We start from the raw sequence: 21,922 nt of genomic DNA, 5'->3' as shown, positions 1-21,922 counted from the left end.
ACGCCATGGCTATCGCCGTTCCCGTCAACGCGGGCACTGACCCCACCTTGAAGCAGCGGCTCAAGCATGCCGAGCGGGTCAACCGCTGGAAGGCACAGGCCCTGATCGCGCCGCTGGTGCTTTTTCTGTTGCTGGTGTTCCTGGTGCCGATCGTGGCGCTGCTCTACAAAAGCGTGGGCAACCCGGAAGTGGTCGGCGGCATGCCGCGCACGGTGTCCGCCATCGCCAGTTGGGACGGCCGCGGTCTGCCCGCTGAACCGGTTTACAAAGCGGCGGCCGAAGACCTCGCCGAAGCCCGCAAGAATCAAACGTTGGGCGATTTGTCCAAGCGTCTGAACATGGAACTGGCCGGCTATCGCAGCCTGCTGACCAAAACCGCCCGCGCCTTGCCGCTCGCCACTGAACCGGCCTCTTATAAAGAAGCGCTGGAAGGACTCGATGAGCGCTGGGGCGATCCGGCGTACTGGCAAGCGGTGCGCCGCAACACCAGCAGCATCACTCCGTACTACTTGCTGGCGGCCGTCGATCACCGCATCGACGACCTCGGCGAAATCGCCCCGGCCACCCCGGACCAGGCGATCTACCTCGACATCTTCGCCCGCACCTTCTGGATGGGCCTGGTCATCACCGTGATCTGCCTGGTGCTGGCGTATCCGTTGGCTTACCTGTTGGCAAACCTGCCTTCGCGGCAGAGCAACCTGCTGATGATCCTGGTGCTGTTGCCGTTCTGGACGTCGATCCTGGTACGGGTCGCGGCGTGGATCGTGTTGCTGCAATCGGGAGGCCTGATCAACAGCGGGCTGATGGCGATGGGCATCATCGATAAGCCGATCGAGCTGGTGTTCAACCGGCTCGGGGTCTACATCTCGATGGTGCACATCCTGCTGCCGTTCATGATCCTGCCGATCTACAGCGTAATGAAAGGCATCTCGCCGACCTACATGCGCGCCGCGATTTCCCTTGGTTGCCATCCATTCGCCAGTTTCTGGCGGGTGTATTTCCCGCAGACCTATGCCGGTGTCGGCGCCGGTTGCCTGTTGGTGTTCATCCTCGCCATCGGCTACTACATCACCCCGGCGTTGCTGGGCAGCCCGAACGATCAAATGGTCAGCTACTTCGTCGCCTTCTACACCAACACCAGTATCAACTGGGGCATGGCGACCGCGCTGGGCGGCCTGCTGTTGCTGGCGACGGTCGTGCTTTATCTGATTTACAGCTGGCTGGTGGGCGCGAGCCGCCTGCGCCTGAGCTAAGGGGAGTTTGAGATGCTGAGTCCTTATATGTCGCCCATTGAGCGGGTGTGGTTCTACAGCTTGCGGATTCTCTGCGGCTTGATCCTGTTGTTCCTGATCCTGCCGGTGCTGGTGATCATCCCGCTGTCGTTCAACTCTGGCAGCTTCCTGGTGTACCCGCTGCAAGGCTTTTCGCTGCAGTGGTATCACGACTTCTTCGCCTCGGCGGAGTGGATGCGCGCCCTGAAGAACAGCATCATCGTCGCCCCGGCGGCCACGGTGCTGGCGATGGTCTTCGGTACGCTGGCGGCCATCGGCCTGACCCGCGGCGACTTCCCCGGCAAGGCGCTGGTGATGGCGCTGGTGATTTCTCCGATGGTGGTGCCGGTGGTGATCATCGGTGTGGCCAGCTATCTGTTCTTTGCGCCATTGGGGTTGGGCAACAGCTTCTTCTCGTTGATCGTGGTGCACGCCGTGCTGGGTGTGCCGTTTGTGATCATCACGGTGTCGGCAACCTTGCAGGGCTTCAACCACAATCTGGTGCGCGCCGCTGCCAGCCTCGGTGCCTCGCCGCTGGTCGCGTTCCGTCGGGTGACCTTGCCGCTGATCGCGCCGGGCGTAATCTCCGGTGCGCTGTTTGCCTTTGCGACTTCGTTCGATGAAGTGGTGGTGACGCTGTTCCTCGCCGGCCCCGAGCAAGCGACTCTGCCTCGGCAGATGTTCAGCGGCATTCGCGAAAACCTCAGCCCGACCATCGCCGCCGCCGCGACGCTGCTGATCGCCTTCTCGGTGATCCTGCTGCTGACCCTGGAATGGCTGCGTGGTCGTAGCGAAAAACTGCGTACTGCCCAAGTCTGAAGCAAAAACTCCCCTGTGGGAGCGAGCCTGCTCGCGAAGGCGTAGTGTCAGTCGACATCGACGTTAAATGACACACCGTCTTCGCGAGCAGGCTCGCTCCCACCGTTGTTTTGGGGTGTTTTCGGCATCTGCGGTCATTCATGGCCTGAATGGCAGACAACGCCCAATCCCCAGCTACTCTTGTGCCCAGCTCCCACATCTAATAAGAGGCTGCGCGCATGAGTCTTTCCTCTTTCAAAATCGCTCACAAACTGATCACCGGCGCAGGGGCCATCGAGCAACTGGCGGCGGAATTGACACGTCTGGATATCGATAATCCGCTGATCGTCACCGACGCCGCGCTGGTCAAGTCCGGCACGGTAGAGCTGGCGCTGGCGCAGTTGGGAGGGCGCTCCTACGAGATTTTCGACCGGGTGTTGCCGGACCCGGAAATCGCCATCGTCGAAGACTGCATGCGGGTTTACCGCGAAGGCGGGCATGACGGCTTGATCGGACTGGGCGGCGGCAGTGCCATCGACATCGCCAAGAGTGTTGCGGCCTACGCCGGTTACCATGGTGCATTGGAGGATCTGTTCGGCATCGATCAGGTCCCGCGCAAAGGCCCGCCGCTGATCGCTATCCCGACCACTGCCGGCACCGGCTCGGAAGTGACCAACGTGGCGATCCTCTCCGACAAGGTCGCGCAATTGAAAAAAGGCATCGTCAGCGACTATCTATTACCGGACGTGGCGCTGGTCAGTCCGCAAATGACCCTGACCTGCCCGCGAAGCGTCACCGCCGCCAGTGGGGTCGATGCGTTGGTGCATGCCATCGAATCCTATTTGTCGGTCAATGCTTCGCCGATCACCGACTCCCTGGCCATCGGCGCCATCCAGCTCATCGCCAAGGCGCTGCCCAAGGCCTACGCCAACCCTTCGAACCTGCAGGCCCGTGAAGACATGGCCACCGCCAGCCTGATGGCCGGCATGGCGTTCGGCAATGCCGGGGTCGGGGCGGTGCATGCGCTGGCGTATCCGTTGGGCGGGCGTTTCAACATTGCCCATGGCGTCAGCAACGCTTTGCTGCTGCCCTATGTCATGACCTGGAACAAGATGGCCTGCGTCGAACGCATGCAGGATATTGCCGAGGCCATGGGGGTCAAGACCGCGCAGCTGAGTGCCAATGAAGCGGCCGACAAAGCCGTGGAGGCCATGACCGAGTTGTGTGCGGCGGTGGAAATCCCCTCCGGCCTGCGCAGCTTCGGGGTGCCTGAGGACGCCATCCCCGCCATGGCAGTGGAAGCCGCGGGTATTGAGCGCTTGATGCGCAACAATCCGCGCAAATTGAGCGCGATTGATATCGAGAAGATCTACCGCGCCGCCTACTGATCATCGCGCTCACGGTGCGCGCGCCAAAGCATGAGGTATACAATGCGCGCCATCGTGATTCTGCTCAGAAAAGGTGCGACATGCAGCCCTTCGTAATTGCTCCGTCGATTCTCTCCGCCGACTTCGCCCGCCTGGGTGAAGAAGTGGACAATGTTCTGGCCGCTGGCGCCGACTTCGTGCACTTCGATGTCATGGACAACCATTACGTGCCAAACCTGACCATCGGCCCGATGGTCTGCGCGGCGCTGCGCAAGTATGGTGTGACCGCGCCGATCGACGCGCACCTGATGGTCAGCCCGGTAGACCGTATCGTCGGCGACTTCATCGAAGCCGGCGCGACCTACATCACCTTCCACCCGGAAGCCACGCAGCACGTCGACCGTTCCCTGCAACTGATCCGCGAAGGCGGCTGCAAATCCGGTCTGGTGTTCAACCCGGCGACCCCGCTGGACGTGCTCAAATACGTGATGGACAAGGTCGACATGATCCTGCTGATGAGCGTCAACCCGGGCTTCGGCGGGCAGAAGTTCATCCCCGGCACCCTCGACAAACTGCGCGAAGCACGGGCGCTGATCGATGCTTCCGGTCGCGATATCCGCCTGGAAATCGACGGTGGCGTGAACGTGAACAACATCCGTGAAATCGCTGCGGCGGGCGCCGACACCTTCGTCGCCGGTTCGGCCATCTTCAATGCGCCGAACTATCAGGAAGTCATCGACAAGATGCGTTCCGAACTGGCGCTGGCCCACCCATGAGTGGTTTTGAGCAGCTGTTCCCGGGGCGTCTGCCGCGTCTGGTGATGTTCGATCTGGATGGCACGTTGATCGATTCGGTCCCCGACCTCGCAGCGGCTGTGGATAACATGCTGCTCAAACTCGGACGCCAACCTGCCGGTATCGAATCGGTGCGCGAGTGGGTGGGCAATGGCGCCCCTGTGTTGGTACGGCGGGCGCTGGCCGGTGGTATCGATCATTCGATGGTCGACAACACCGAGGCCGAGCAGGCGCTGGAGATTTTCATGCAGGCTTACGGCGAAAGCCACGAGCTGACGGTGGTCTATCCCGGCGTGCGCGACACCCTCAAGTGGCTGAACAAGCAAGGCGTGGAGATGGCGCTGATCACCAACAAGCCGGAGCGCTTTGTCGCACCGTTGCTGGATCAGATGAAGATCGGTCGGTATTTCAAGTGGATCATCGGTGGCGACACCCTGCCGCAGAAAAAACCGGACCCGGCCGCGCTGTTTTTTGTCATGAAAATGGCCAACATCCCGGCCTCGCAATCTTTGTTCGTCGGCGATTCACGCAGTGATGTGCTGGCGGCTAAGGCCGCCGGCGTCAAGTGCGTGGCGCTGAGCTACGGTTACAACCATGGCCGGCCCATCGCCGAAGAGTCGCCGGCGCTGGTGATCGACGATCTGCGCAAGTTAATTCCCGGTTGCCTGGATCCTGCCGCTGAGATAACGTTGCTCGACGCTGTTCAATCCCCTCCTGGAAATCCCATCGTGGTGGTCACTCGCAAACTCTGGATGAAAGTCATCAAGGCCCTGGCCCGCTGGCGTTGGCGCGCCTGACTGGATCCTGGCCGGTTATCCGGCGCGTTTGCATACCTGACTGTTAGACCCTCAAGCCACGAGGCACATCATGATCCGCGAAGAATTCCTGCGTTTGGCCGCTGCCGGCTACAACCGCATCCCGCTTGCCTGCGAAACCCTGGCCGACTTCGACACGCCGCTGTCGATCTACCTGAAACTGGCGGATGAGCCGAACTCCTATCTGCTCGAATCGGTGCAGGGCGGCGAGAAATGGGGCCGTTACTCCATCATCGGCCTGCCGTGCCGCACCGTGCTGCGGGTTCACGACCATCACGTCAGCGTGACCGTCGATGGCATCGAGACCGAAAACCACGACGTTGAAGACCCGCTGGCGTTCGTCGAAGCCTTCAAGGCCCGCTACAACGTGCCGACCATTGCCGGCCTGCCGCGCTTCAATGGCGGTCTGGTGGGATACTTCGGTTACGACTGCGTGCGTTATGTGGAAAAGCGCCTGGGCAAGTGCCCGAACCCGGATCCGCTGGGTGTGCCGGACATCCTGCTGATGGTGTCCGACGCGGTTGTCGTGTTCGATAACCTCGCCGGCAAGATGCACGCGATCGTTCTGGCCGACCCGGCGCAGGAAGACGCCTTCGAACAGGGCCGTGCCCGCCTGGAAGCGCTGCTGGAAAAACTCCGTCAGCCAATCACCCCGCGCCGTGGCCTGGATTTCAGCAAACAGCAAGCCGCTGATCCGGTGTTCCGCTCCAGTTTTACCCAGGACGATTACGAAAAAGCCGTCGACACCATCAAGGAATACATCCTGGCGGGCGACTGCATGCAGGTCGTGCCGTCACAGCGCATGTCGATCGACTTCAAGGCTGCGCCAATCGATCTGTACCGTGCACTGCGCTGCTTCAACCCGACGCCTTACATGTACTTCTTCAACTTCGGCGACTTCCACGTCGTCGGCAGTTCGCCGGAAGTGCTGGTGCGCGTCGAAGACAACCTGATCACCGTGCGCCCGATCGCCGGCACTCGCCCGCGTGGGGCTAACGAAGACGCTGACCTGGCGCTGGAAAAAGACCTGCTGTCCGACGACAAGGAAATCGCCGAGCACCTGATGCTGATCGACCTGGGCCGTAACGACACCGGTCGGGTCTCGGAAATCGGTTCGGTGAAGCTCACTGAGAAAATGGTCATCGAGCGTTATTCCAACGTGATGCACATCGTGTCCAACGTCACCGGGCAATTGAAGGCCGGGCTGACGGCGATGGATGCGCTGCGGGCGATCCTGCCGGCGGGCACCTTGTCCGGCGCGCCGAAGATTCGCGCGATGGAAATCATCGACGAACTGGAACCGGTCAAGCGCGGCGTCTATGGCGGCGCCGTTGGCTACTTCGCCTGGAACGGCAACATGGACACCGCCATTGCGATCCGCACGGCGGTGATCAAGAACGGCGAACTGCATGTGCAGGCCGGTGGCGGCATCGTCGCCGACTCGGTGCCGGCGCTGGAATGGGAAGAAACCCTGAACAAGCGCCGCGCGATGTTCCGCGCCGTGGCGCTGGCTGAACAAACTCCGCAAGGCTGACCGATGACTGCCCGTATGCCGGCCGCCTTGAGCGATCAAGCGCTGGACGCTGCGGGCGATTGAATCGAACGCCGTATTAGTAGTCAGTGAATTCAAGAGGTTCTTAACGCCATGTTGCTGATGATCGATAACTACGACTCTTTTACCTACAACGTTGTGCAATACCTTGGTGAGCTGGGCTCCCAGGTTAAAGTCGTGCGCAATGATGAACTCACCGTTGCCGAAATCGAAGCCCTCAACCCGGAGCGCATCGTTGTTTCTCCCGGTCCTTGCACCCCGACCGAAGCCGGGGTCTCGATTGACGTCATCAAACACTTCGCCGGCAAACTGCCGATTCTGGGGGTGTGCCTGGGCCATCAATCCATCGGCCAGGCGTTTGGCGGCGATGTGGTCCGTGCCCGCCAGGTCATGCACGGCAAGACCAGCCCGGTGTTCCACGAAGACAAAGGCGTCTTTGCCGGCCTGAACCACCCGCTGACTGTCACGCGCTATCATTCCTTGATCGTCAAACGCGAAACCTTGCCTGACTGCCTCGAACTGACGGCGTGGACTCAGCTCGAAGACGGCTCGATCGACGAGATCATGGGCCTGCGTCACAAGACCTTGAACATCGAAGGCGTGCAGTTTCACCCTGAGTCGATCCTGACCGAGCAGGGCCATGAACTGTTTGCCAACTTCCTCAAACAAACCGGCGGCACGCGCTAAGGACTCCTCATGAATATCAAGACAGCCCTGAGCCGTATCGTCGATCACCTCGACCTCAGCACCGAGGAAATGCGCGATGTGATGCGCGAAATCATGACCGGACAATGCTCGGAAGCGCAAATTGGCGCGTTCATGATGGCCATGCGCATGAAGAGCGAGAGCATCGACGAAATCGTCGGCGCCGTGTCGGTCATGCGCGAACTGGCGGACAAGGTCGAGCTCAAGACCCTCGACGGCGTGGTCGACGTAGTCGGCACCGGCGGTGATGGCGCGAATATTTTCAACGTCTCGACCGCTTCCGCGTTCGTCGTATCGGCGGCCGGCTGCACCGTGGCCAAGCATGGCAACCGCGCGGTCTCGGGCAAGAGCGGCAGTGCCGACCTGCTCGAAGCCGCCGGTATTTACCTGAATCTGACGCCGGTCCAGGTGGCGCGTTGTATTGACAACGTTGGTATAGGTTTCATGTTTGCGCAGACTCATCACTCTGCGATGAAATACGCCGCAAGCCCGCGTCGTGAACTGGGCTTGCGTACGCTGTTCAACATGCTCGGCCCGCTTACGAATCCGGCCGGCGTGAAACATCAGGTGGTGGGCGTGTTCACCCAGGCATTGTGCCGGCCGCTGGCCGAAGTGCTGCAGCGTCTGGGCAGCAAGCATGTGCTGGTGGTGCATTCGAAAGATGGCCTGGACGAGTTCAGCCTCGCTGCGCCGACCTTCGTGGCGGAGCTGAAGGACGACAAAATCACCGAGTACTGGGTCGAGCCGGAAGACCTGGGCATGAAGAGCCAGAGCCTGCATGGCCTGGCGGTAGAAAGCCCGGCCGCTTCCCTTGAGCTGATTCGCGATGCCCTGGGCAAGCGCAAGACCGAAAACGGTCAGAAAGCTGCCGAGATGATCATGCTCAATGCCGGCGCTGCGCTGTACGCAGCCGACCATGCCAGCAGCCTGAAAGAGGGCGTAGCCCTGGCGCACGATGCGCTGCACACCGGTCTCGCTCGGGAAAAACTTGAGGAGCTGGGTGCATTTACCGCGGTATTCAAAGTGGAGAATGAGGGATGAGTGTACCGACGGTTCTGGAAAAGATTCTGGCGCGCAAAGTCGAGGAAGTTGCCGAGCGTAGTGCTCGCGTAAGCCTCGCCGAGCTGGAAAATCTGGCCAAAGCGGCCGATGCACCCCGCGGTTTTGCCGAGGCGTTGCTGGCTCAGGCCAAGCTGAAACAGCCGGCGGTCATCGCCGAAATCAAGAAAGCCTCGCCAAGCAAAGGCGTGATCCGCGAGCACTTCGTGCCTGCCGACATCGCAAAAAGTTACGAGAAGGGCGGCGCGACCTGTCTGTCGGTGCTGACCGACATCGACTACTTCCAGGGGGCCGATGCGTACATGCAACAGGCGCGTGCGGCGTGCAAACTGCCGGTCATTCGCAAGGATTTCATGATCGATCCGTACCAGATCGTTGAAGCCCGTGCGCTCGGTGCCGATTGCGTGCTGTTGATTGTCTCCGCGCTGGATGACGTGAAAATGGCCGAGCTGGCGGCCGTGGCCAAAAGCGTCGACCTCGATGTGCTGGTGGAAGTCCACGACGGTGACGAGCTGGAGCGGGCCTTGAAAACCCTCGACACGCCGCTGGTGGGCGTGAATAACCGCAACCTGCACACGTTCGACGTCAGCCTCGAAACCACCCTCGACCTGCTGCCACGCATTCCACGCGATCGCCTGGTGATCACCGAGAGCGGCATCCTCAATCGCGCCGATGTCGAGTTGATGGAAATCAGCGACGTCTACGCGTTCCTGGTCGGCGAGGCGTTCATGCGCGCCGAAAGCCCGGGCACCGAGTTGCAGCGCTTGTTCTTCCCTGAGCGTGGCATTCCTGTCAGCGGTTCTACACTGGACTGATCGCTCGCAGATCGAGTCGACCCAATCGCGAGCAGGCTCGCTCCCACAGGATTTGCTAACACATCAGATCCATTGTGGGAGCGAGCCTGATCGCGTTGGCGGCATAAGATTCACCCTAGACTGAACGTCTTTCGGATTTCTTTATGACCCCAAATGCTCTGACCATCGAAGCCGGCCTGCAAGCCGAACAGGATCTGTTGGCATCGGTCTGTGCCGGTGACTCTGAGTTCGGCCTGCTGTTCTGGCAGCCGAGCGATCAGGCATTGGTGATGCCTCGCCGATTGAATCGTTTGCCAGGTTTCGCTGCTGCATGTGAAGTCTCGGCAGCGGCGGGCTGGCCGGTGTTATTGCGCGACACCGGTGGCGAACCGGTTCCTCAGTCAGCTACAACGATCAACATCGCCCTGGTTTACGCGCCACCGCGCAGCGAAGGCGATTTGAACCGCATCGAATCCGGCTACCGGCGTCTGTGCGATCCGATCTGCCAGTTGCTGGATGAGTTGGGCGGCACGTCGTCCCTCGGTGAAATCGACGGTGCGTTCTGCGACGGTCGCTTCAACGTCAACCTGGACGGCCGCAAGATGGTCGGCACCGCCCAGCGCTGGCGCCAGAGTCAGGGCGGTCAGCGTCCAGTCGGGCTGGTGCACGGGGCGATGTTGATTGATAACGATCGAGCGTCGATGGTCGCGGCGGTCAATCGCTTCAACCAGGCGTGCGGTCTGGAGCAGAGGGTTCGCGCCGAAAGCCACATCGCCCTGCATGAGAAGTTCGCGGCGCCGGATGCGTTGGCCCGTCTGGACGAACTCTACCGGCTGATGCTCAAGCAGATGTTCAGCGGCTAGGCTTTCGAGCTTATCGAGTGCCGAAGACCACCATCGTCTTGCCTTTGACGTCCACCAGGTTGCGCTCCTCGAGATCCTTGAGCACGCGACCGACCATCTCCCGGGAACACCCGACAATCCGTCCGATTTCCTGACGCGTCACCTTGATCTGCATGCCGTCGGGATGGGTCATGGCGTCTGGCTGTTTGCACAGTTCCAGCAGGCAACGTGCCACGCGGCCGGTCACGTCGAAGAACGCCAGGTCACCCACCTTGCGCGTGGTGTTGCGCAGGCGTTGTGCGATTTGTCCGCTGAGCACGTAAAGAATGTCTGGATCTTGCTGCGACAGTTCGCGGAATTTCGCGTAGCTGATTTCCGCGACTTCGCATTCGACCTTGGCCCTCACCCAGGCGCTGCGCTCCTGTTCCAGGCCCGCCTGTTCGAACAGGCCCAGCTCGCCGAAGAAGTCCCCGGTATTGAGATACGCGATGATCATTTCCCGACCGTCGTCATCCTCGATCAGGATGGTGACCGAACCTTTGATGATAAAGAACAACGTCTCTGAACGGTCTCCGGCACAGATGATGTTGCTCTTGGCCGGATAGCGACGGCGCTGACAATGCATCAGCAGCTTATCGAGGTTTTTAATCTTGAGTGTGGGGGCAATAGCAACCATGGTTGTATCCCGAAAAAACTGCACGGTATGTTTGACTTTTTTATGAATGGCGCAAGCCGCGGCAAAGGCTGGTTATGCGTCAGCGAATTGGCGTCAGCTTAACAGACACTTCCGGCAATATTCGAGATTTTACCTACACGGCAGATGGATAAGTCCTAGGACCTTGGGACGCTGTCATTTCAAGGCGCTGTGCTAAGCTGGCGACCCTTTTTTATACAGTGGAGTCTTGGCGATGAAGGCACGCATCCAATGGGCTGGCGAAGCCATGTTCCTCGGCGAATCCGGTAGCGGTCATGTCGTGGTGATGGATGGTCCGCCCGATGCCGGCGGCCGCAACCTGGGGGTCCGACCGATGGAAATGCTCCTGCTGGGTGTTGGCGGTTGCAGCAACTTCGATGTGGTCAGCATTCTCAAGAAGTCCCGTCAGGCGGTCGAGAGCTGCGAAGCGTTCCTCGAAGCCGAGCGCGCGACTGAGGACCCGAAAGTCTTCACCAAGATCCACATGCACTTCGTGGTCAAAGGCCGTGGCCTTAAAGAAGCCCAGGTCAAACGCGCCATCGAACTGTCCGCCGAAAAATACTGCTCGGCCTCGATCATGCTGGGCGCGGCAGGGGTCGAGATTACCCACGACTACGAAATCATCGAACTCGGCTGAGTCGACTTTCAATGATTCATGAAAAAGGCGACTACCTTACGGCAGTCGCCTTTTTCATGTCTGTCGCCACTCCGCCGCGGGAGCCAGCCTGCTCGCGAAGAGGGCGGACAGGTCAGATCCGATAAGTGCTCTTGGTCATCACCTTGGCCAACAAACTCATCCCGAACTTCACCGGCGCCGGAAAGCGAAAACCGCCAGCCTCCAGCGCGCTTTCGGCATGCTGCTCTTCATCAAGGCGCATCTGCTCAAGAATCGCCCGGGACTTTTCATCCTCGGCCGGCAATTGCTCAAGGTGTTCGTTCAAGTGTTTGCACACCTGGTCTTCTGTCGCCGCAACGAACCCCAGGCTGACTTTGTCACTGATCAGGCCTGCAACCGCGCCGATCCCGAAGGACATGCCGTAGAACAGTGGATTGAGAATGCTGGTGTGGCTACCCAACTGGTGGATGCGTTGTTCGCACCAGACCAGGTGGTCGACTTCTTCTTCAGCGGCATGTTCCATGGCGGCGCGCACTTGCGGCAGCTTGGCGGTCAGGGCCTGTCCTTGGTACAGCGCCTGGGCGCAGACCTCACCGGTATGGTTGATGCGCATCAGGCCGGCGACATGCCGGGTGTCTTCGTCGCTCATTTTCACATCCGGCTGCACAATGGCCGGCGACGGGCGGTACGGCTGGCCACTGAACGGCAGCAAAGTGCGCATCGCGGCATCGGCCTGCAGCAGAAGGCGGTCAATCGGCGAGTAGTGACGCTGGGTAGTCATGCTGACCTCCGGAAGAATCTCGGTGGCCAGTTTAACCCAATCGGCCGGGGAAGGTTTGCGCTGGGTCATGGGTGGGATCACCATCAACCCCGCAGGAGCCGGCTAACATCAGCCCGGCGGCCAGTGCATCTGGCGCTGACCCAGCACATGCATATGAATGTGATAGACAGTCTGCCCACCTTCTTCATTGCAGTTCATGACAACGCGGAAACCTTTTTCACAACCCAGCTCCACGGCAAGGCGCTGGGCTGTGAACAGAATATGCCCGGCCAATGCCTTGTCGTCTTCTGTCAGGTCGTTCAGGGTGCGCACCGGCTTCTTCGGAATCACCAGAAAATGTACCGGTGCCTGTGGGGCGATGTCGTGGAAGGCCAGGACCTGGTCGTCCTCGTAAATAATCTTCGCCGGGATTTCCCGGTTGATGATCTTGGTGAACAGAGTATCCACAGCTGTTTTCTCCGTTGTTTGGGCTGGCATGAGTGTACTCACGGGATTTGCCCGAGCCCAGCTTTTTACCTGTCAGGCTGGTCAGCGCGGGCAGTAAGCCTTGTTGACCATGCCAGTGATTGTCCGGATCAGCCAGCGCGAGCCGAACCGGGGCAGGGTGGCGAACCAGCGGTTACGCCAACCCGGAATAATGATTGCGCGGTTTTTCTCCAGGGCCCGCACGGTATAGAGCGCAACTTCTTCCGGACTCATCAGCAGTTTGCTGTCGGCCAGTTTGTCCGCGTTCAGCCCAGCAGTGCGGAAAAAACCGGTGCGGGTCGGACCAGGGCAGAGTACCGAGACCTTGACCGCACATTTTTTCAGCTCGACGCGCAACCCTTCGGAAAAGTGCAGCACATAAGCCTTGCTCGCGTAATAAGTGCTCATCCACGGGCCGGGATGAAAGGCCGCGACCGAGGCGACGTTCAGAATCTGCCCGCCGCCCTGTAGCGCCATGCTGTTACCGATGGCGTGGCACAAGCGTGTAAGGGCCAGGATGTTCACTTCGATCAGGTCCTGCTCGGTCATCCAGTCCTGGGCCAGAAAGGGACCGCAGGTGCCGATGCCGGCGCAGTTGACCAGCAAGTCGATCTGGCGGTCGCCTTCCTCCAGCTCCAACAGGAACCCGGACAACCGCAGCGGCTCGCCGAGGTCGCAGGCACGGAACAGCACTTCAACGCCAAACCGTTGAGTCAGTTCAGTCGCAATACTTTCCAGCTGATCACGCTGTCGGGCCACCAGAAGCAGGCTGCGGCCGCGCCGGGCCAGCGCTTCAGCCATCGCCAGGCCGATGCCGCTGGAAGCGCCAGTGATCAGAGCGTAACGGGTCATGCAGTTCTCCATCGCAACAGCTCCGCGCCGCGACGCGAGTGTCACGGGTGGGGAGCGCTGTTCATTCTTTCGCAGAGTCTACAGGTGGCAGGGCTTCTTCGGCTGCATCGGCGGCCGAATTTGCGTCAGGTTCGACCTCGACTTCAATTTCGTCGGTGGTGACCGAGCCACTTTGGTAGCTGCTTTCGAGGGTGTTTTCGTATTCGTCCTGTATGGCCGACAGCCCGCCCGCCAGTGCGCCGACAATAACCAGCGCAATTACCACGAGCCATAACGCAGACAGCACCTTGACCGCCGTGCTGTTGGGCGGCGGTGGAGCGCCATACCGGTTGGCGGTTTGATTTCCCGGCATTGCCAGCAGCAACAGCGGAAAGAAACTGCCCACGAATGGCACAAGGTTCAGCAGCCATAGCCAGCCTGACCAGCCAATATCGTGCAAGCGCTGAACGCTGATCATGATGCTGGCGATGAGGAACGCCAGACAGAGGAAGAAGGCCAGGATGCCTCCGATGATCAGGCCCGCGGTCGAGTCGCTGCTCACCAGCGCGAGGCCGATGATGGCGAAGACACCAACCACGGCCATTGTTACGAGACTCAGCACCATCGACCACGCGAGAAAGCGCAATCGCCCTATGCGCCCCTCAACGCCAAAGGGTTTGAGTGTCGCGAACCCCGCAACACTTTCACTGACATTTGCCAGTGGAGGGGCGTAAGGCGATTGCGGTTCTGCGACGGCGGCTGGCATGTGCTCATGAACGTCGGACAGATTCAACTCGATCGAAGGCTCGGACTCGATGCGAGCTTCGATACCGGTGTTCTTCAATGCCTGGAGGTAAGTCTGTGCATCGGCGTGAGACAGATCGCGTTTGAGTGCCACCGGCCGGCCACTGAACAAGCGCTCGATGGCGGTGACGTCGCTCTTGAACAGCGCCGCGAGATTGAGTTTGGCGGTGCCGATATCGACACCTGGCAGCAAAGCGCCGTCGAATACGATCTTGAAACGGTTTTCGCTCATTGCCGAGGCATCCTTGTCGCGAGGGTTTTAGTGCAGCGAGTGTAAGGCCAGCCTTGTTTGGCTGGCCCCTGTTTCATTCAGCGTGGCCAACACTTGGGTAACTGCGCGGCATGTTCCAGAGCCTTGCGATACTCGGCGTCGAGACGCGCGACCAACTGGTCAACGCTCGGCAAGTCATCGATTTCGCCTACGCCCTGGCCCGCGGACCACACGGTTTTCCAGGCTTTGGCTTCATCGTTCAACGGCTTGAGTTTAGAGCCGAAATTGACCTCGCCTTTGTTTTGCAGCGCCGCCATGTCAAAGCCAGCGGCCTCCAGGCTCTGGCGCATGAAGCTCGCCGGTACACCTGACACCGCTGGAGTATGGACGATGTCCGCGGCTCTGGATGTCAGCAGCATCTCTTTATAAGCGTCAGGCGCATGACTTTCGGTGGTGCCGATAAATCGTGTGCCGAAGTAGGCAAGGTCCGCACCTAGCAATTGTGCAGCGAGAATTTCGTGGCCGTGGTTCAAGCAGCCGGCCAGCAACAGGGTCTTGTCGAAGAACTGCCGAATCTCGGCGATCAGCGAAAACGGGCTCCAGGTCCCGGCATGTCCGCCGGCGCCTGCAGCCACGGCGATCAGGCCATCAACGCCGGCCTCGGCAGCCTTCTCGGCATGGCGACGGGTTGTCACGTCATGGAACACCAGGCCACCGTAGCTGTGGACGGCATCGACCAGCTCTTTAACCGCGCCGAGGCTGGTGATCACGATCGGCACTTTGTGCTCGATGCAGATATCAAGGTCAGCCTGCAGTCGAGGGTTGCTGTTGTGGACGATCAAATTGACCGCATAGGGCGCAGGGTTCTCCATTGTCGCCAGCCCTGCTTCGATCTCCTCCAGCCAGGCTTTGAAGCCGCTGCTCTCGCGCTGGTTCAATGCCGGGAAGCTGCCGACTACGCCGTTGCGGCAGCAGGCGAGCACCAGTTGCGGGTTGGATATCAGGAACATCGGCGCTGCCACCACGGGCAGACGCAGGCGTTGTTCGAGCAGAGCGGGCAGCGACATTGGAAGTACCCCGGTGAGTTATCTGTTGGAATTAGAACGGCCGAACCACGACCAGAATTACGATTGCCAGCAATATCAGAACCGGCACTTCATTGAACCAGCGAAAAAAGACATGGCTGCGGGTGTTTTCGCCACGCGCAAAACGCTTCACCTGCGCGCCGCACATGTGGTGATAGCCGATCAGCAATACCACCAGCGTCAACTTGGCGTGCATCCAGCCACCTTGGCCGAAATACGCGCTGGGGTTCAGGCTAATCAGCCAGCCACCGAAGATCAGGGTGGCGATCATCGCCGGTCCCATGATGCCCCGGTACAGCTTGCGCTCCATGAGGCTGAAGCGTTCTTTGCTGATCGTATCTTCACTTTGGGCGTGATAAACGAACAGGCGCGGCAAATAGAACAGACCGGCAAACCAGCAAACGATGCTGACGATGTGAAGCGCTTTGAGCCAAAGAAAAAGCATTTTTATTAATTCCTGAATTCACGGTAGCCCGAATAGTAGAGGCTTGAGCGTCCGCACGTCACCTTGCCGGTTGTCGCAGGCGCGCGCGGCCCCTATTATCGACCGCTTTCCAGTGGGTTCGTTGAGGGCAGGTTTATGGTCAAGGTCGGTATCGTCGGCGGCACGGGTTACACCGGTGTCGAACTGTTGCGTCTGTTGGCGCAACATCCGCAAGCTGAAGTGGTTGTGATCACTTCCCGATCCGAGGCAGGCCTGGCCGTGGCCGACATGTATCCGAACCTGCGAGGCCACTACGACGGCCTGGCGTTCAGCGTTCCGGACATCAAGACCCTGGGCGCCTGCGACGTGGTGTTCTTCGCCACGCCACACGGCGTCGCCCATGCCTTGGCAGGTGAGCTGCTGGCCGCCGGCACCAAAGTCATCGACCTGTCGGCAGACTTCCGTCTGCAGGATGCCGATGAATGGGCCAAGTGGTATGGCCAACCGCACGGCGCGCCAGAGCTGTTGGACGAAGCGGTCTACGGACTGCCGGAAGTCAACCGTGAGCAAATCAAGAAGGCGCGCCTGATTGCCGTGCCGGGTTGCTATCCAACGGCTACACAGCTGGGTTTCCTGCCGTTGCTTGAAGCCGGTCTTGCGGATACCAATGTCTTGATCGCCGACTGCAAATCCGGCGTCAGCGGTGCCGGTCGTGGCGCAGCTGTAGGCTCGCTGTACTCCGAGACGTCGGAAAGCATGAAGGCCTATGCCGTCAAAGGTCACCGCCATTTGCCGGAAATTCGCCAGGGGCTGCGTCGTGCAGCCGGCAAGGACGTCGGCCTGACCTTCGTTCCGCACCTGACGCCGATGATCCGTGGCATTCATTCGACGCTGTACGCGACCGTCGTAGATCGCTCGGTGGATCTGCAGGCGCTGTTTGAAAAGCGTTATGCCAACGAACCGTTCGTCGATGTAATGCCTGCCGGCAGCCATCCGGAAACTCGCAGTGTTCGCGGTGCCAACGTGTGCCGTATCGCGGTGCATCGTCCGCAAGACGGAGATCTGGTGGTGGTGCTGTCGGTGATCGATAACCTGGTCAAAGGTGCGTCGGGTCAGGCGGTACAGAACATGAACATCCTGTTCGGTCTGGATGAACGCCTTGGTCTGTCCCACGCTGGCATGTTGCCGTAGGGCTCGATCACGCACAGCAAAAAGGCCCGTTTAACGGGCCTTTTTGCATTTTCGGCTGACGGTTGGATTGGTTGATATACCATAACAATAGTTGACCGCTTTTCTAGGAGAAGCGGATAATGCGCGTCATCACGCAATATGACGGCGTAACGCCGGGAGATAGTCAGCATGAGCGTCGAATCCTTCACCCCCACGGCTTTGCAATTCACCCACGGTGCCGCGCACAAGGTGAAGAGCCTGGTCGATGAAGAGGGGAATGATCGCTTGAAGTTGCGCGTATTCGTTACGGGCGGCGGTTGTTCAGGTTTTCAGTACGGCTTCACCTTCGATGAAGAAGTGGCCGATGACGACACCATCGTCGAGCGCGAGGGTGTGAGTCTGGTCGTCGATCCGATGAGCTTCCAATACCTGGCAGGCGCCGAGGTGGATTATCAGGAAGGTCTGGAAGGTTCGCGTTTTGTTATCAAGAACCCGAACGCGACCACTACATGTGGTTGCGGATCTTCGTTCTCGATCTGATCAGCGCTCCGGCATCACTCAGCGCCGCAGGGTCTTCAGACCCTGCGGCGTTTTGCTGTCTGGGGTTTATGCGGGGTAGATGGCGCCGAGGATTCGTAATCCATGGGCGCCGGTCACGCTTGGGCGATTGGCGGCGATGCCTTCGAGGCAGCAGTGAGCGAGCCAGGCAAACGCCATGGCTTCCACCCAATCAGGATCGACCCCATAAACTGATGTGCTGCTGACTTTCGCCTTCGGCAACAGGCTGGCGAGGCGATCCATCAGTGCGGCGTTATGCGCGCCACCGCCGCAGACCAGCACTTCTCGAGTGTCGTTCTGGGCGCCTTGCAGCGATTCGATGATGGTCAGGGCAGTCAGTTCAAGCAGTGTTGCCTGTACATCTTCGGCAGCGTATGTCGGCAACAGCGCCAAGTGCCGCATCAGCCATGGCAGATTGAAGACTTCCCGGCCGGTGCTCTTAGGACCTTGAGTAACGAAGAACGGGTCGCTGAGCAGTGCCTTCAAGAGAACGGGTTGAACCTTGCCGCTGGCGGCCCACTGGCCGTCACGGTCATAGCTGTCGCCGCTCTGCTGATGAATCCAGGCATCCATCAGCACGTTGCCCGGGCCGCAGTCGAAACCGGCCACCGGTTTGCCAGGCTCGATCAGGCTAAGGTTGCTGAAACCGCCTATGTTCAGGACTGCACGGTTGCCGGCCCGCTCTTCGAACAAGGCTTCATGAAAGGCTGGAACCAGCGGCGCGCCTTGACCGCCGGCGGCTACGTCCCGGCTGCGGAAGTCGCTGACCACGGAGATACCCGTCAACTCGGTCAGTAGCGCCGGGTTGCCGATTTGCACCGTGAATCCGCGCGTTGGTTCATGGCGAATGGTCTGGCCATGGCTGCCAATCGCGCGAATATCGACAGGGGTGAGGTTCTGTTGACCGAGGAGGGTATTGATACCCTGTGCCGCCAGCTTTACCCAGTTTTGCTGGGCGATGGCTGAGCGGGCAATCTCGTCCGGACCGCTGGCGCACAAGCCAAGCAGCTCTGTGCGCAGGGAATCGGGCATGGGAATGTAGTGCGTGGCGATCAGCCTGATCGCGGGAGTCTGCTCGATCAATGCGATATCCAGGCCATCAAGGCTGGTCCCGGACATCACACCTATATAAAGCGCCATGACTTAGCGCTTGGCCGAAGCCAGCTGAGTTGCTTTTTCCTGGTCCATGCGCGCCATCAGCGGTTGGCTCTGTGCCAGGAAGCGTGCGCGTTCGGCTTTGGAGATTGGATCTGCCATCGCGACTTTCTGGCCCAGTGGGTCGACGTGCACGCCATTCACCTGGAATTCGTAATGCAAGTGCGGGCCCGTGGATAGGCCGGTAGTGCCGATATAACCAATAACCTGGCCCTGCTTGACTGTGCCGCCAGTCTTGACGCCTTTGGCGAAGCCCTGCATGTGGCCATACAGCGTGCGGTAGGTATTACCGTGCTGGAGAATTACAGTGTTGCCGTAACCGCCGCGGCGACCAGCCAGCAATACCTTGCCGTCACCCGCAGCCTTGATTGGCGTACCGCGCGGAGCCGCATAGTCCACGCCTTTGTGAGCTCTGATCTTGTTGAGGATCGGGTGTTTGCGGCCCATGGAGAACTTCGAACTGATGCGGGCGAAATCAACCGGAGTACGGATGAAGGCCTTGCGCATGCTGTTGCCATCGGCGGTGTAATAGCTCGTGTTGCCTTGTTTGTTGGTGTAACGCACGGCCGTGTAGGTCTTGCCGCGGTTGGTGAACCGGGCAGACAGGATCGGCCCGTTGCCGACAGCTTTGCCGTTGACCACTTTCTGTTCGTAGATCACGTCGAACTGGTCACCCTGGCGTATGTCCTGGGCGAAGTCGATGTCGTAGCCAAACACACTGGCCATGTCCATCGTGAGGCTGTGGGACAGGCCGGCGCGAGCGGCAGATTGCGATAGCGAGCTGTTGATGACGCCGTGAACATAAGCGGAGCGCACGGTCGGTTTGGCGGTAATGCGGTTGAACGTGTAGCCCTTGTCATTCTTGCTCAAGGTGATGGTTTCTAGGTCGCTGACCTTGCTGTGCAGGTTGCTCAGCTGGCCATCCGGACCCAATTCGAATTCGAGTTTCTGCCCGCGCTTGAGCTGGCTGAACTGCTTGGCCTGCTTGTCGCTGGCGAGCACGTCATGTACCGAAGTGGCAGGAAGGCCGACCTTCTCGAAAAGGGTGGAGAGCGTATCGCCCTTGGCGACAATCACTTCCCTGTGGTTGGGGGCCTTCTTTTCCTCGGCAACCACTTCTGCGGGAGCTGGTTCTGGTTCGGCTTCAGCGGTTTGCGGTGCCTCTTCGGTGCTGTTTTCAATCTGCGCGAAAGGAGAAGCTGCTGGCTCATTTGTGGCTTGGACGGCGTCAGCAGCGTCTTGATCTTGTGTCAGTTGTTCAGCAGGACTTTCCAGTTCAAGACTCAGGGTTGTCTTTTTGGCTTCAACATCACTGGAAGGAAATACCAGAAGCGCCAGGCTCAGAAGGGCGGCGATGCCACTCGCTGCGAGCAGGTGGGTCTTCGGGTAAAGCGGTGGCGCTTTAGACGATTCTTTGGTCATAAGTAGTTTTTTGACTTTGAAAAGATGAATTGGAAAAGATGAATGACATGATGAAGATGAAATAACTGTATAAAATATAACCAAATCATCTCTGAAGCAAGTCTACAGACGCCTTGTCTGTGGATTGGCGTCCGCGCGCCGGGCAAACCTTGTATTTGACGCGCGTTCTTGTATGGTTGGTTCCCTTTGAATCTGAGCCTTGCAGGTTGGTTATGAAGTCGGTTGAAGAGCAGCTAGCGCTGATCAAACGTGGTGCAGAAGAACTGTTGGTCGAGTCCGAGCTGGTTGAAAAGCTCAAGCGCGGCCAGCCGCTGCGTATTAAGGCAGGCTTCGATCCGACCGCGCCGGATCTGCACCTGGGGCATACCGTGCTTATTAATAAGCTGCGCCAGTTCCAGGAGCTGGGGCATCAGGTGATTTTCCTGATCGGTGACTTCACCGGGATGATCGGTGATCCGAGCGGCAAGAGTGCAACTCGTCCTCCGTTGACCCGTGAGCAGGTTCTGGAGAACGCCGAGACTTACAAGACTCAGGTTTTCAAGATTCTTGATCCCGCCAAGACAGAAGTGGCGTTCAACTCCACCTGGATGGATCAGATGGGGCCGGCCGACTTCATTCGTCTGACTTCTCAATACACCGTGGCGCGGATGCTCGAGCGCGATGACTTCGACAAGCGCTACACGACCAATCAGCCAATTGCCATTCACGAGTTCCTCTATCCGCTGGTTCAAGGCTACGATTCCGTTGCCCTGCGCGCGGATGTTGAGTTGGGTGGCACCGATCAGAAGTTCAACCTGCTGATGGGGCGCGAACTCCAACGTGGGTATGGTCAGGAGGCTCAGTGCATTTTAACCATGCCGTTGCTCGAAGGTCTGGATGGCGTGAAGAAGATGTCCAAGTCTTTGGGCAACTACGTCGGTATCCAGGAAGCGCCGGGTGTTATGTACGGCAAGCTGGTTTCCATTCCTGATGCGCTGATGTGGCGTTACTTTGAGCTGCTCAGCTTCCGCTCCATGGATGAGATCAATGCATTCCGTGCTGACGTAGAGGTGGGTGCTAATCCTCGCGATATCAAGATCAAGCTGGCTGAAGAAATTGTTGCGCGTTTTCATGGTGAAGAGGCTGCGGCCAACGCTCATCGTGCTGCTGGCAACCGCATGAAGGATGGCGAACTGCCGGATGATTTGCCGGAAATCGAATTGACTGCTGCCGAGGATATGCCGATCGCTGCTGTTCTTAATAAAGCAGGGCTGGTGAAGAATTCGGCGGTGGCGCGCGATCTTCTGGGTTCCGGTGGTGTGCGTATAGATGGTGAGGTTGTCGACCGCACCTTTATATACGTACTGGGTGCGACCCATGTTTGTCAGGCGGGCAAGAAGGCATTTGCGCGTATTACGCTTAAATCCGAATAAACCTGAAATAAGGGGTTGACGGCGAGTTTTAGAAGCCTATAATTCGCCCCACTTCCGACGCAGTCGAAACGGGAAACTCCTTGGTAAACAACGAGTTACGCAGTTTTCGGCAGCAAGTAGCTTCAGGTCATCGAAGCCAGAAGGAAGTTGAAAAAGAGGTGTTGACAGCAGCGTGTAACGCTGTAGAATTCGCCTCCCGCTGACGAGAGATCGAAAGCGCAAGTGGTTGAAGTTGTTAAGGAAATCCTTGAAAACTTCTGAAAATAACCACTTGACAGCAAATGAGGCTGCTGTAGA

General features: G+C 59.2%; 24 protein-coding genes. 14 read left to right on the top strand and 10 right to left on the bottom strand.

The window, feature by feature from the left end:
• The first annotated feature begins 5 nt into the window (after window positions 1-5).
• The 10 genes from BVK86_RS09200 (at window position 6) to BVK86_RS09155 (ending at window position 10,018) form a co-directional block, all read left to right on the top strand.
• Window positions 6-1,253, top strand: coding sequence for an ABC transporter permease (locus BVK86_RS09200; RefSeq protein WP_075946144.1), 1,248 nt, complete (start codon window positions 6-8; stop codon window positions 1,251-1,253).
• 12 nt (window positions 1,254-1,265) lie between these two features.
• Window positions 1,266-2,090, top strand: coding sequence for an ABC transporter permease (locus BVK86_RS09195; RefSeq protein ID WP_075946143.1), 825 nt, complete (start codon window positions 1,266-1,268; stop codon window positions 2,088-2,090).
• A 218-nt stretch (window positions 2,091-2,308) separates the two neighbouring features.
• The gene (locus BVK86_RS09190) at window positions 2,309-3,457 is read left to right on the top strand and encodes an iron-containing alcohol dehydrogenase (RefSeq protein ID WP_075946142.1); all 1,149 of its coding nucleotides are present in this window, start codon (window positions 2,309-2,311) and stop codon (window positions 3,455-3,457) included.
• Window positions 3,458-3,537: 80 nt separating this feature from the next.
• Window positions 3,538-4,212, top strand: coding sequence for a ribulose-phosphate 3-epimerase (rpe, locus tag BVK86_RS09185; RefSeq protein ID WP_075946141.1), 675 nt, complete (start codon window positions 3,538-3,540; stop codon window positions 4,210-4,212).
• Complete coding sequence (locus BVK86_RS09180; RefSeq protein ID WP_075946140.1) at window positions 4,209-5,027, top strand: phosphoglycolate phosphatase; 819 nt, start codon at window positions 4,209-4,211, stop codon at window positions 5,025-5,027. Before rpe ends, BVK86_RS09180 begins: the two co-directional genes overlap by 4 nt.
• Before the next feature lie 70 nt (window positions 5,028-5,097).
• A complete protein-coding gene (trpE, locus tag BVK86_RS09175; RefSeq protein WP_075946139.1) occupies window positions 5,098-6,579 on the top strand; it encodes an anthranilate synthase component I in 1,482 nt (493 codons plus the stop codon).
• Window positions 6,580-6,690: 111 nt separating this feature from the next.
• Window positions 6,691-7,284, top strand: a complete 594-nt coding sequence (locus BVK86_RS09170; RefSeq protein ID WP_075946138.1) for an aminodeoxychorismate/anthranilate synthase component II — start codon at window positions 6,691-6,693, stop codon at window positions 7,282-7,284.
• A gap of 9 nt (window positions 7,285-7,293) precedes the next feature.
• A complete protein-coding gene (gene trpD / locus BVK86_RS09165) occupies window positions 7,294-8,343 on the top strand; it encodes an anthranilate phosphoribosyltransferase (RefSeq protein WP_075946137.1) in 1,050 nt (349 codons plus the stop codon).
• Window positions 8,340-9,176 (top strand): indole-3-glycerol phosphate synthase TrpC, encoded by an 837-nt coding sequence (gene trpC, locus BVK86_RS09160; RefSeq protein WP_075946136.1) that lies wholly within the window; start codon window positions 8,340-8,342, stop codon window positions 9,174-9,176. The genes trpD and trpC overlap by 4 nt, the downstream gene beginning before the upstream one ends.
• 143 nt (window positions 9,177-9,319) lie before the next feature.
• Entirely contained in the window at window positions 9,320-10,018 is a 699-nt protein-coding gene (locus tag BVK86_RS09155) for a lipoate--protein ligase family protein (RefSeq protein ID WP_075946135.1), read from the top strand.
• Between the two features lie 10 nt (window positions 10,019-10,028).
• Here the strand turns inward: BVK86_RS09155 and crp are convergent, their stop codons facing one another.
• Window positions 10,029-10,673, bottom strand: a complete 645-nt coding sequence (gene crp, locus BVK86_RS09150) for a cAMP-activated global transcriptional regulator CRP (protein ID WP_075946134.1) — start codon at window positions 10,671-10,673, stop codon at window positions 10,029-10,031.
• A 232-nt stretch (window positions 10,674-10,905) separates the two neighbouring features.
• Here crp and BVK86_RS09145 point away from each other — a divergent pair, with 232 nt between their 5' ends.
• Window positions 10,906-11,328: an OsmC family protein gene (locus BVK86_RS09145; protein WP_008061600.1), complete on the top strand. Its 423-nt coding sequence runs from the start codon at window positions 10,906-10,908 to the stop codon at window positions 11,326-11,328.
• A gap of 112 nt (window positions 11,329-11,440) precedes the next feature.
• Here the strand turns inward: BVK86_RS09145 and coq7 are convergent, their stop codons facing one another.
• From coq7 to hemJ, 6 genes are all read right to left on the bottom strand, one after another.
• Window positions 11,441-12,088, bottom strand: coding sequence for a 2-polyprenyl-3-methyl-6-methoxy-1,4-benzoquinone monooxygenase (gene coq7, locus BVK86_RS09140; protein WP_075946508.1), 648 nt, complete (start codon window positions 12,086-12,088; stop codon window positions 11,441-11,443).
• Between the two features lie 108 nt (window positions 12,089-12,196).
• Window positions 12,197-12,535 carry a histidine triad nucleotide-binding protein gene (locus BVK86_RS09135; protein ID WP_075946133.1) on the bottom strand — a complete coding sequence of 113 codons (339 nt, stop codon included), beginning with the start codon at window positions 12,533-12,535 and terminating at the stop codon, window positions 12,197-12,199.
• A gap of 81 nt (window positions 12,536-12,616) precedes the next feature.
• Window positions 12,617-13,405: an SDR family NAD(P)-dependent oxidoreductase gene (locus BVK86_RS09130; protein WP_075946132.1), complete on the bottom strand. Its 789-nt coding sequence runs from the start codon at window positions 13,403-13,405 to the stop codon at window positions 12,617-12,619.
• Window positions 13,406-13,466: 61 nt separating this feature from the next.
• Complete coding sequence (locus BVK86_RS09125) at window positions 13,467-14,420, bottom strand: DUF805 domain-containing protein (RefSeq protein WP_075946131.1); 954 nt, start codon at window positions 14,418-14,420, stop codon at window positions 13,467-13,469.
• 77 nt (window positions 14,421-14,497) lie between these two features.
• Window positions 14,498-15,466 (bottom strand): NAD(P)H-dependent flavin oxidoreductase, encoded by a 969-nt coding sequence (locus tag BVK86_RS09120; protein WP_075946130.1) that lies wholly within the window; start codon window positions 15,464-15,466, stop codon window positions 14,498-14,500.
• Window positions 15,467-15,497: 31 nt separating this feature from the next.
• Window positions 15,498-15,929 (bottom strand): protoporphyrinogen oxidase HemJ, encoded by a 432-nt coding sequence (gene hemJ / locus BVK86_RS09115; RefSeq protein ID WP_075946129.1) that lies wholly within the window; start codon window positions 15,927-15,929, stop codon window positions 15,498-15,500.
• Window positions 15,930-16,064: 135 nt separating this feature from the next.
• Here hemJ and argC point away from each other — a divergent pair, with 135 nt between their 5' ends.
• Together argC and erpA are read left to right on the top strand one after the other, a co-directional pair.
• Entirely contained in the window at window positions 16,065-17,099 is a 1,035-nt protein-coding gene (gene argC / locus BVK86_RS09110; RefSeq protein ID WP_075946128.1) for an N-acetyl-gamma-glutamyl-phosphate reductase, read from the top strand.
• A 168-nt stretch (window positions 17,100-17,267) separates the two neighbouring features.
• The gene (gene erpA / locus BVK86_RS09105; protein WP_007906865.1) at window positions 17,268-17,618 is read left to right on the top strand and encodes an iron-sulfur cluster insertion protein ErpA; all 351 of its coding nucleotides are present in this window, start codon (window positions 17,268-17,270) and stop codon (window positions 17,616-17,618) included.
• A 66-nt stretch (window positions 17,619-17,684) separates the two neighbouring features.
• Here erpA and BVK86_RS09100 read toward each other — a convergent pair whose 3' ends face one another.
• Both BVK86_RS09100 and BVK86_RS09095 read right to left on the bottom strand, forming a co-directional pair.
• On the bottom strand, window positions 17,685-18,776 hold the full coding sequence (locus BVK86_RS09100) for an anhydro-N-acetylmuramic acid kinase (protein WP_075946127.1): 1,092 nt from the start codon (window positions 18,774-18,776) through the stop codon (window positions 17,685-17,687).
• 3 nt (window positions 18,777-18,779) lie between these two features.
• Window positions 18,780-20,213 (bottom strand): peptidoglycan DD-metalloendopeptidase family protein, encoded by a 1,434-nt coding sequence (locus BVK86_RS09095; RefSeq protein ID WP_075946126.1) that lies wholly within the window; start codon window positions 20,211-20,213, stop codon window positions 18,780-18,782.
• 212 nt (window positions 20,214-20,425) lie between these two features.
• On the opposite strand from BVK86_RS09095, the gene tyrS reads away from it, so the two are divergent.
• Window positions 20,426-21,625 (top strand): tyrosine--tRNA ligase, encoded by a 1,200-nt coding sequence (tyrS, locus tag BVK86_RS09090; protein WP_075946125.1) that lies wholly within the window; start codon window positions 20,426-20,428, stop codon window positions 21,623-21,625.
• A 36-nt stretch (window positions 21,626-21,661) separates the two neighbouring features.
• On the opposite strand, the gene BVK86_RS29975 is transcribed toward tyrS, so the two are convergent.
• Window positions 21,662-21,922: hypothetical protein (locus BVK86_RS29975; protein ID WP_208609344.1), on the bottom strand; the 261-nt coding region annotated here is incomplete at its 5' end.

This window comes from Pseudomonas reinekei, from assembly GCF_001945365.1.
In the GTDB taxonomy this organism is placed as follows: domain Bacteria; phylum Pseudomonadota; class Gammaproteobacteria; order Pseudomonadales; family Pseudomonadaceae; genus Aquipseudomonas; species Aquipseudomonas reinekei.
This window is presented reverse-complemented; position numbering and strand designations above follow the sequence as displayed.

Bases quoted from the DNA above. Each gene is read 5' to 3' on its own strand.
- BVK86_RS09200 (WP_075946144.1), top strand. From the start codon at position 6: ATGGCTATCGCCGTTCCCGTCAACGCGGGCACTGACCCCACCTTGAAG.
- BVK86_RS09195 (WP_075946143.1), top strand. From the start codon at position 1,266: ATGCTGAGTCCTTATATGTCGCCCATTGAGCGGGTGTGGTTCTACAGC.
- BVK86_RS09190 (WP_075946142.1), top strand. From the start codon at position 2,309: ATGAGTCTTTCCTCTTTCAAAATCGCTCACAAACTGATCACCGGCGCA.
- rpe (WP_075946141.1), top strand. From the start codon at position 3,538: ATGCAGCCCTTCGTAATTGCTCCGTCGATTCTCTCCGCCGACTTCGCC.
- BVK86_RS09180 (WP_075946140.1), top strand. From the start codon at position 4,209: ATGAGTGGTTTTGAGCAGCTGTTCCCGGGGCGTCTGCCGCGTCTGGTG.
- trpE (WP_075946139.1), top strand. From the start codon at position 5,098: ATGATCCGCGAAGAATTCCTGCGTTTGGCCGCTGCCGGCTACAACCGC.
- BVK86_RS09170 (WP_075946138.1), top strand. From the start codon at position 6,691: ATGTTGCTGATGATCGATAACTACGACTCTTTTACCTACAACGTTGTG.
- trpD (WP_075946137.1), top strand. From the start codon at position 7,294: ATGAATATCAAGACAGCCCTGAGCCGTATCGTCGATCACCTCGACCTC.
- trpC (WP_075946136.1), top strand. From the start codon at position 8,340: ATGAGTGTACCGACGGTTCTGGAAAAGATTCTGGCGCGCAAAGTCGAG.
- BVK86_RS09155 (WP_075946135.1), top strand. From the start codon at position 9,320: ATGACCCCAAATGCTCTGACCATCGAAGCCGGCCTGCAAGCCGAACAG.
- crp (WP_075946134.1), bottom strand. From the start codon at position 10,673: ATGGTTGCTATTGCCCCCACACTCAAGATTAAAAACCTCGATAAGCTG.
- BVK86_RS09145 (WP_008061600.1), top strand. From the start codon at position 10,906: ATGAAGGCACGCATCCAATGGGCTGGCGAAGCCATGTTCCTCGGCGAA.
- coq7 (WP_075946508.1), bottom strand. From the start codon at position 12,088: ATGACTACCCAGCGTCACTACTCGCCGATTGACCGCCTTCTGCTGCAG.
- BVK86_RS09130 (WP_075946132.1), bottom strand. From the start codon at position 13,405: ATGACCCGTTACGCTCTGATCACTGGCGCTTCCAGCGGCATCGGCCTG.
- BVK86_RS09125 (WP_075946131.1), bottom strand. From the start codon at position 14,420: ATGAGCGAAAACCGTTTCAAGATCGTATTCGACGGCGCTTTGCTGCCA.
- BVK86_RS09120 (WP_075946130.1), bottom strand. From the start codon at position 15,466: ATGTCGCTGCCCGCTCTGCTCGAACAACGCCTGCGTCTGCCCGTGGTG.
- hemJ (WP_075946129.1), bottom strand. From the start codon at position 15,929: ATGCTTTTTCTTTGGCTCAAAGCGCTTCACATCGTCAGCATCGTTTGC.
- argC (WP_075946128.1), top strand. From the start codon at position 16,065: ATGGTCAAGGTCGGTATCGTCGGCGGCACGGGTTACACCGGTGTCGAA.
- erpA (WP_007906865.1), top strand. From the start codon at position 17,268: ATGAGCGTCGAATCCTTCACCCCCACGGCTTTGCAATTCACCCACGGT.
- BVK86_RS09100 (WP_075946127.1), bottom strand. From the start codon at position 18,776: ATGGCGCTTTATATAGGTGTGATGTCCGGGACCAGCCTTGATGGCCTG.
- BVK86_RS09095 (WP_075946126.1), bottom strand. From the start codon at position 20,213: ATGACCAAAGAATCGTCTAAAGCGCCACCGCTTTACCCGAAGACCCAC.
- tyrS (WP_075946125.1), top strand. From the start codon at position 20,426: ATGAAGTCGGTTGAAGAGCAGCTAGCGCTGATCAAACGTGGTGCAGAA.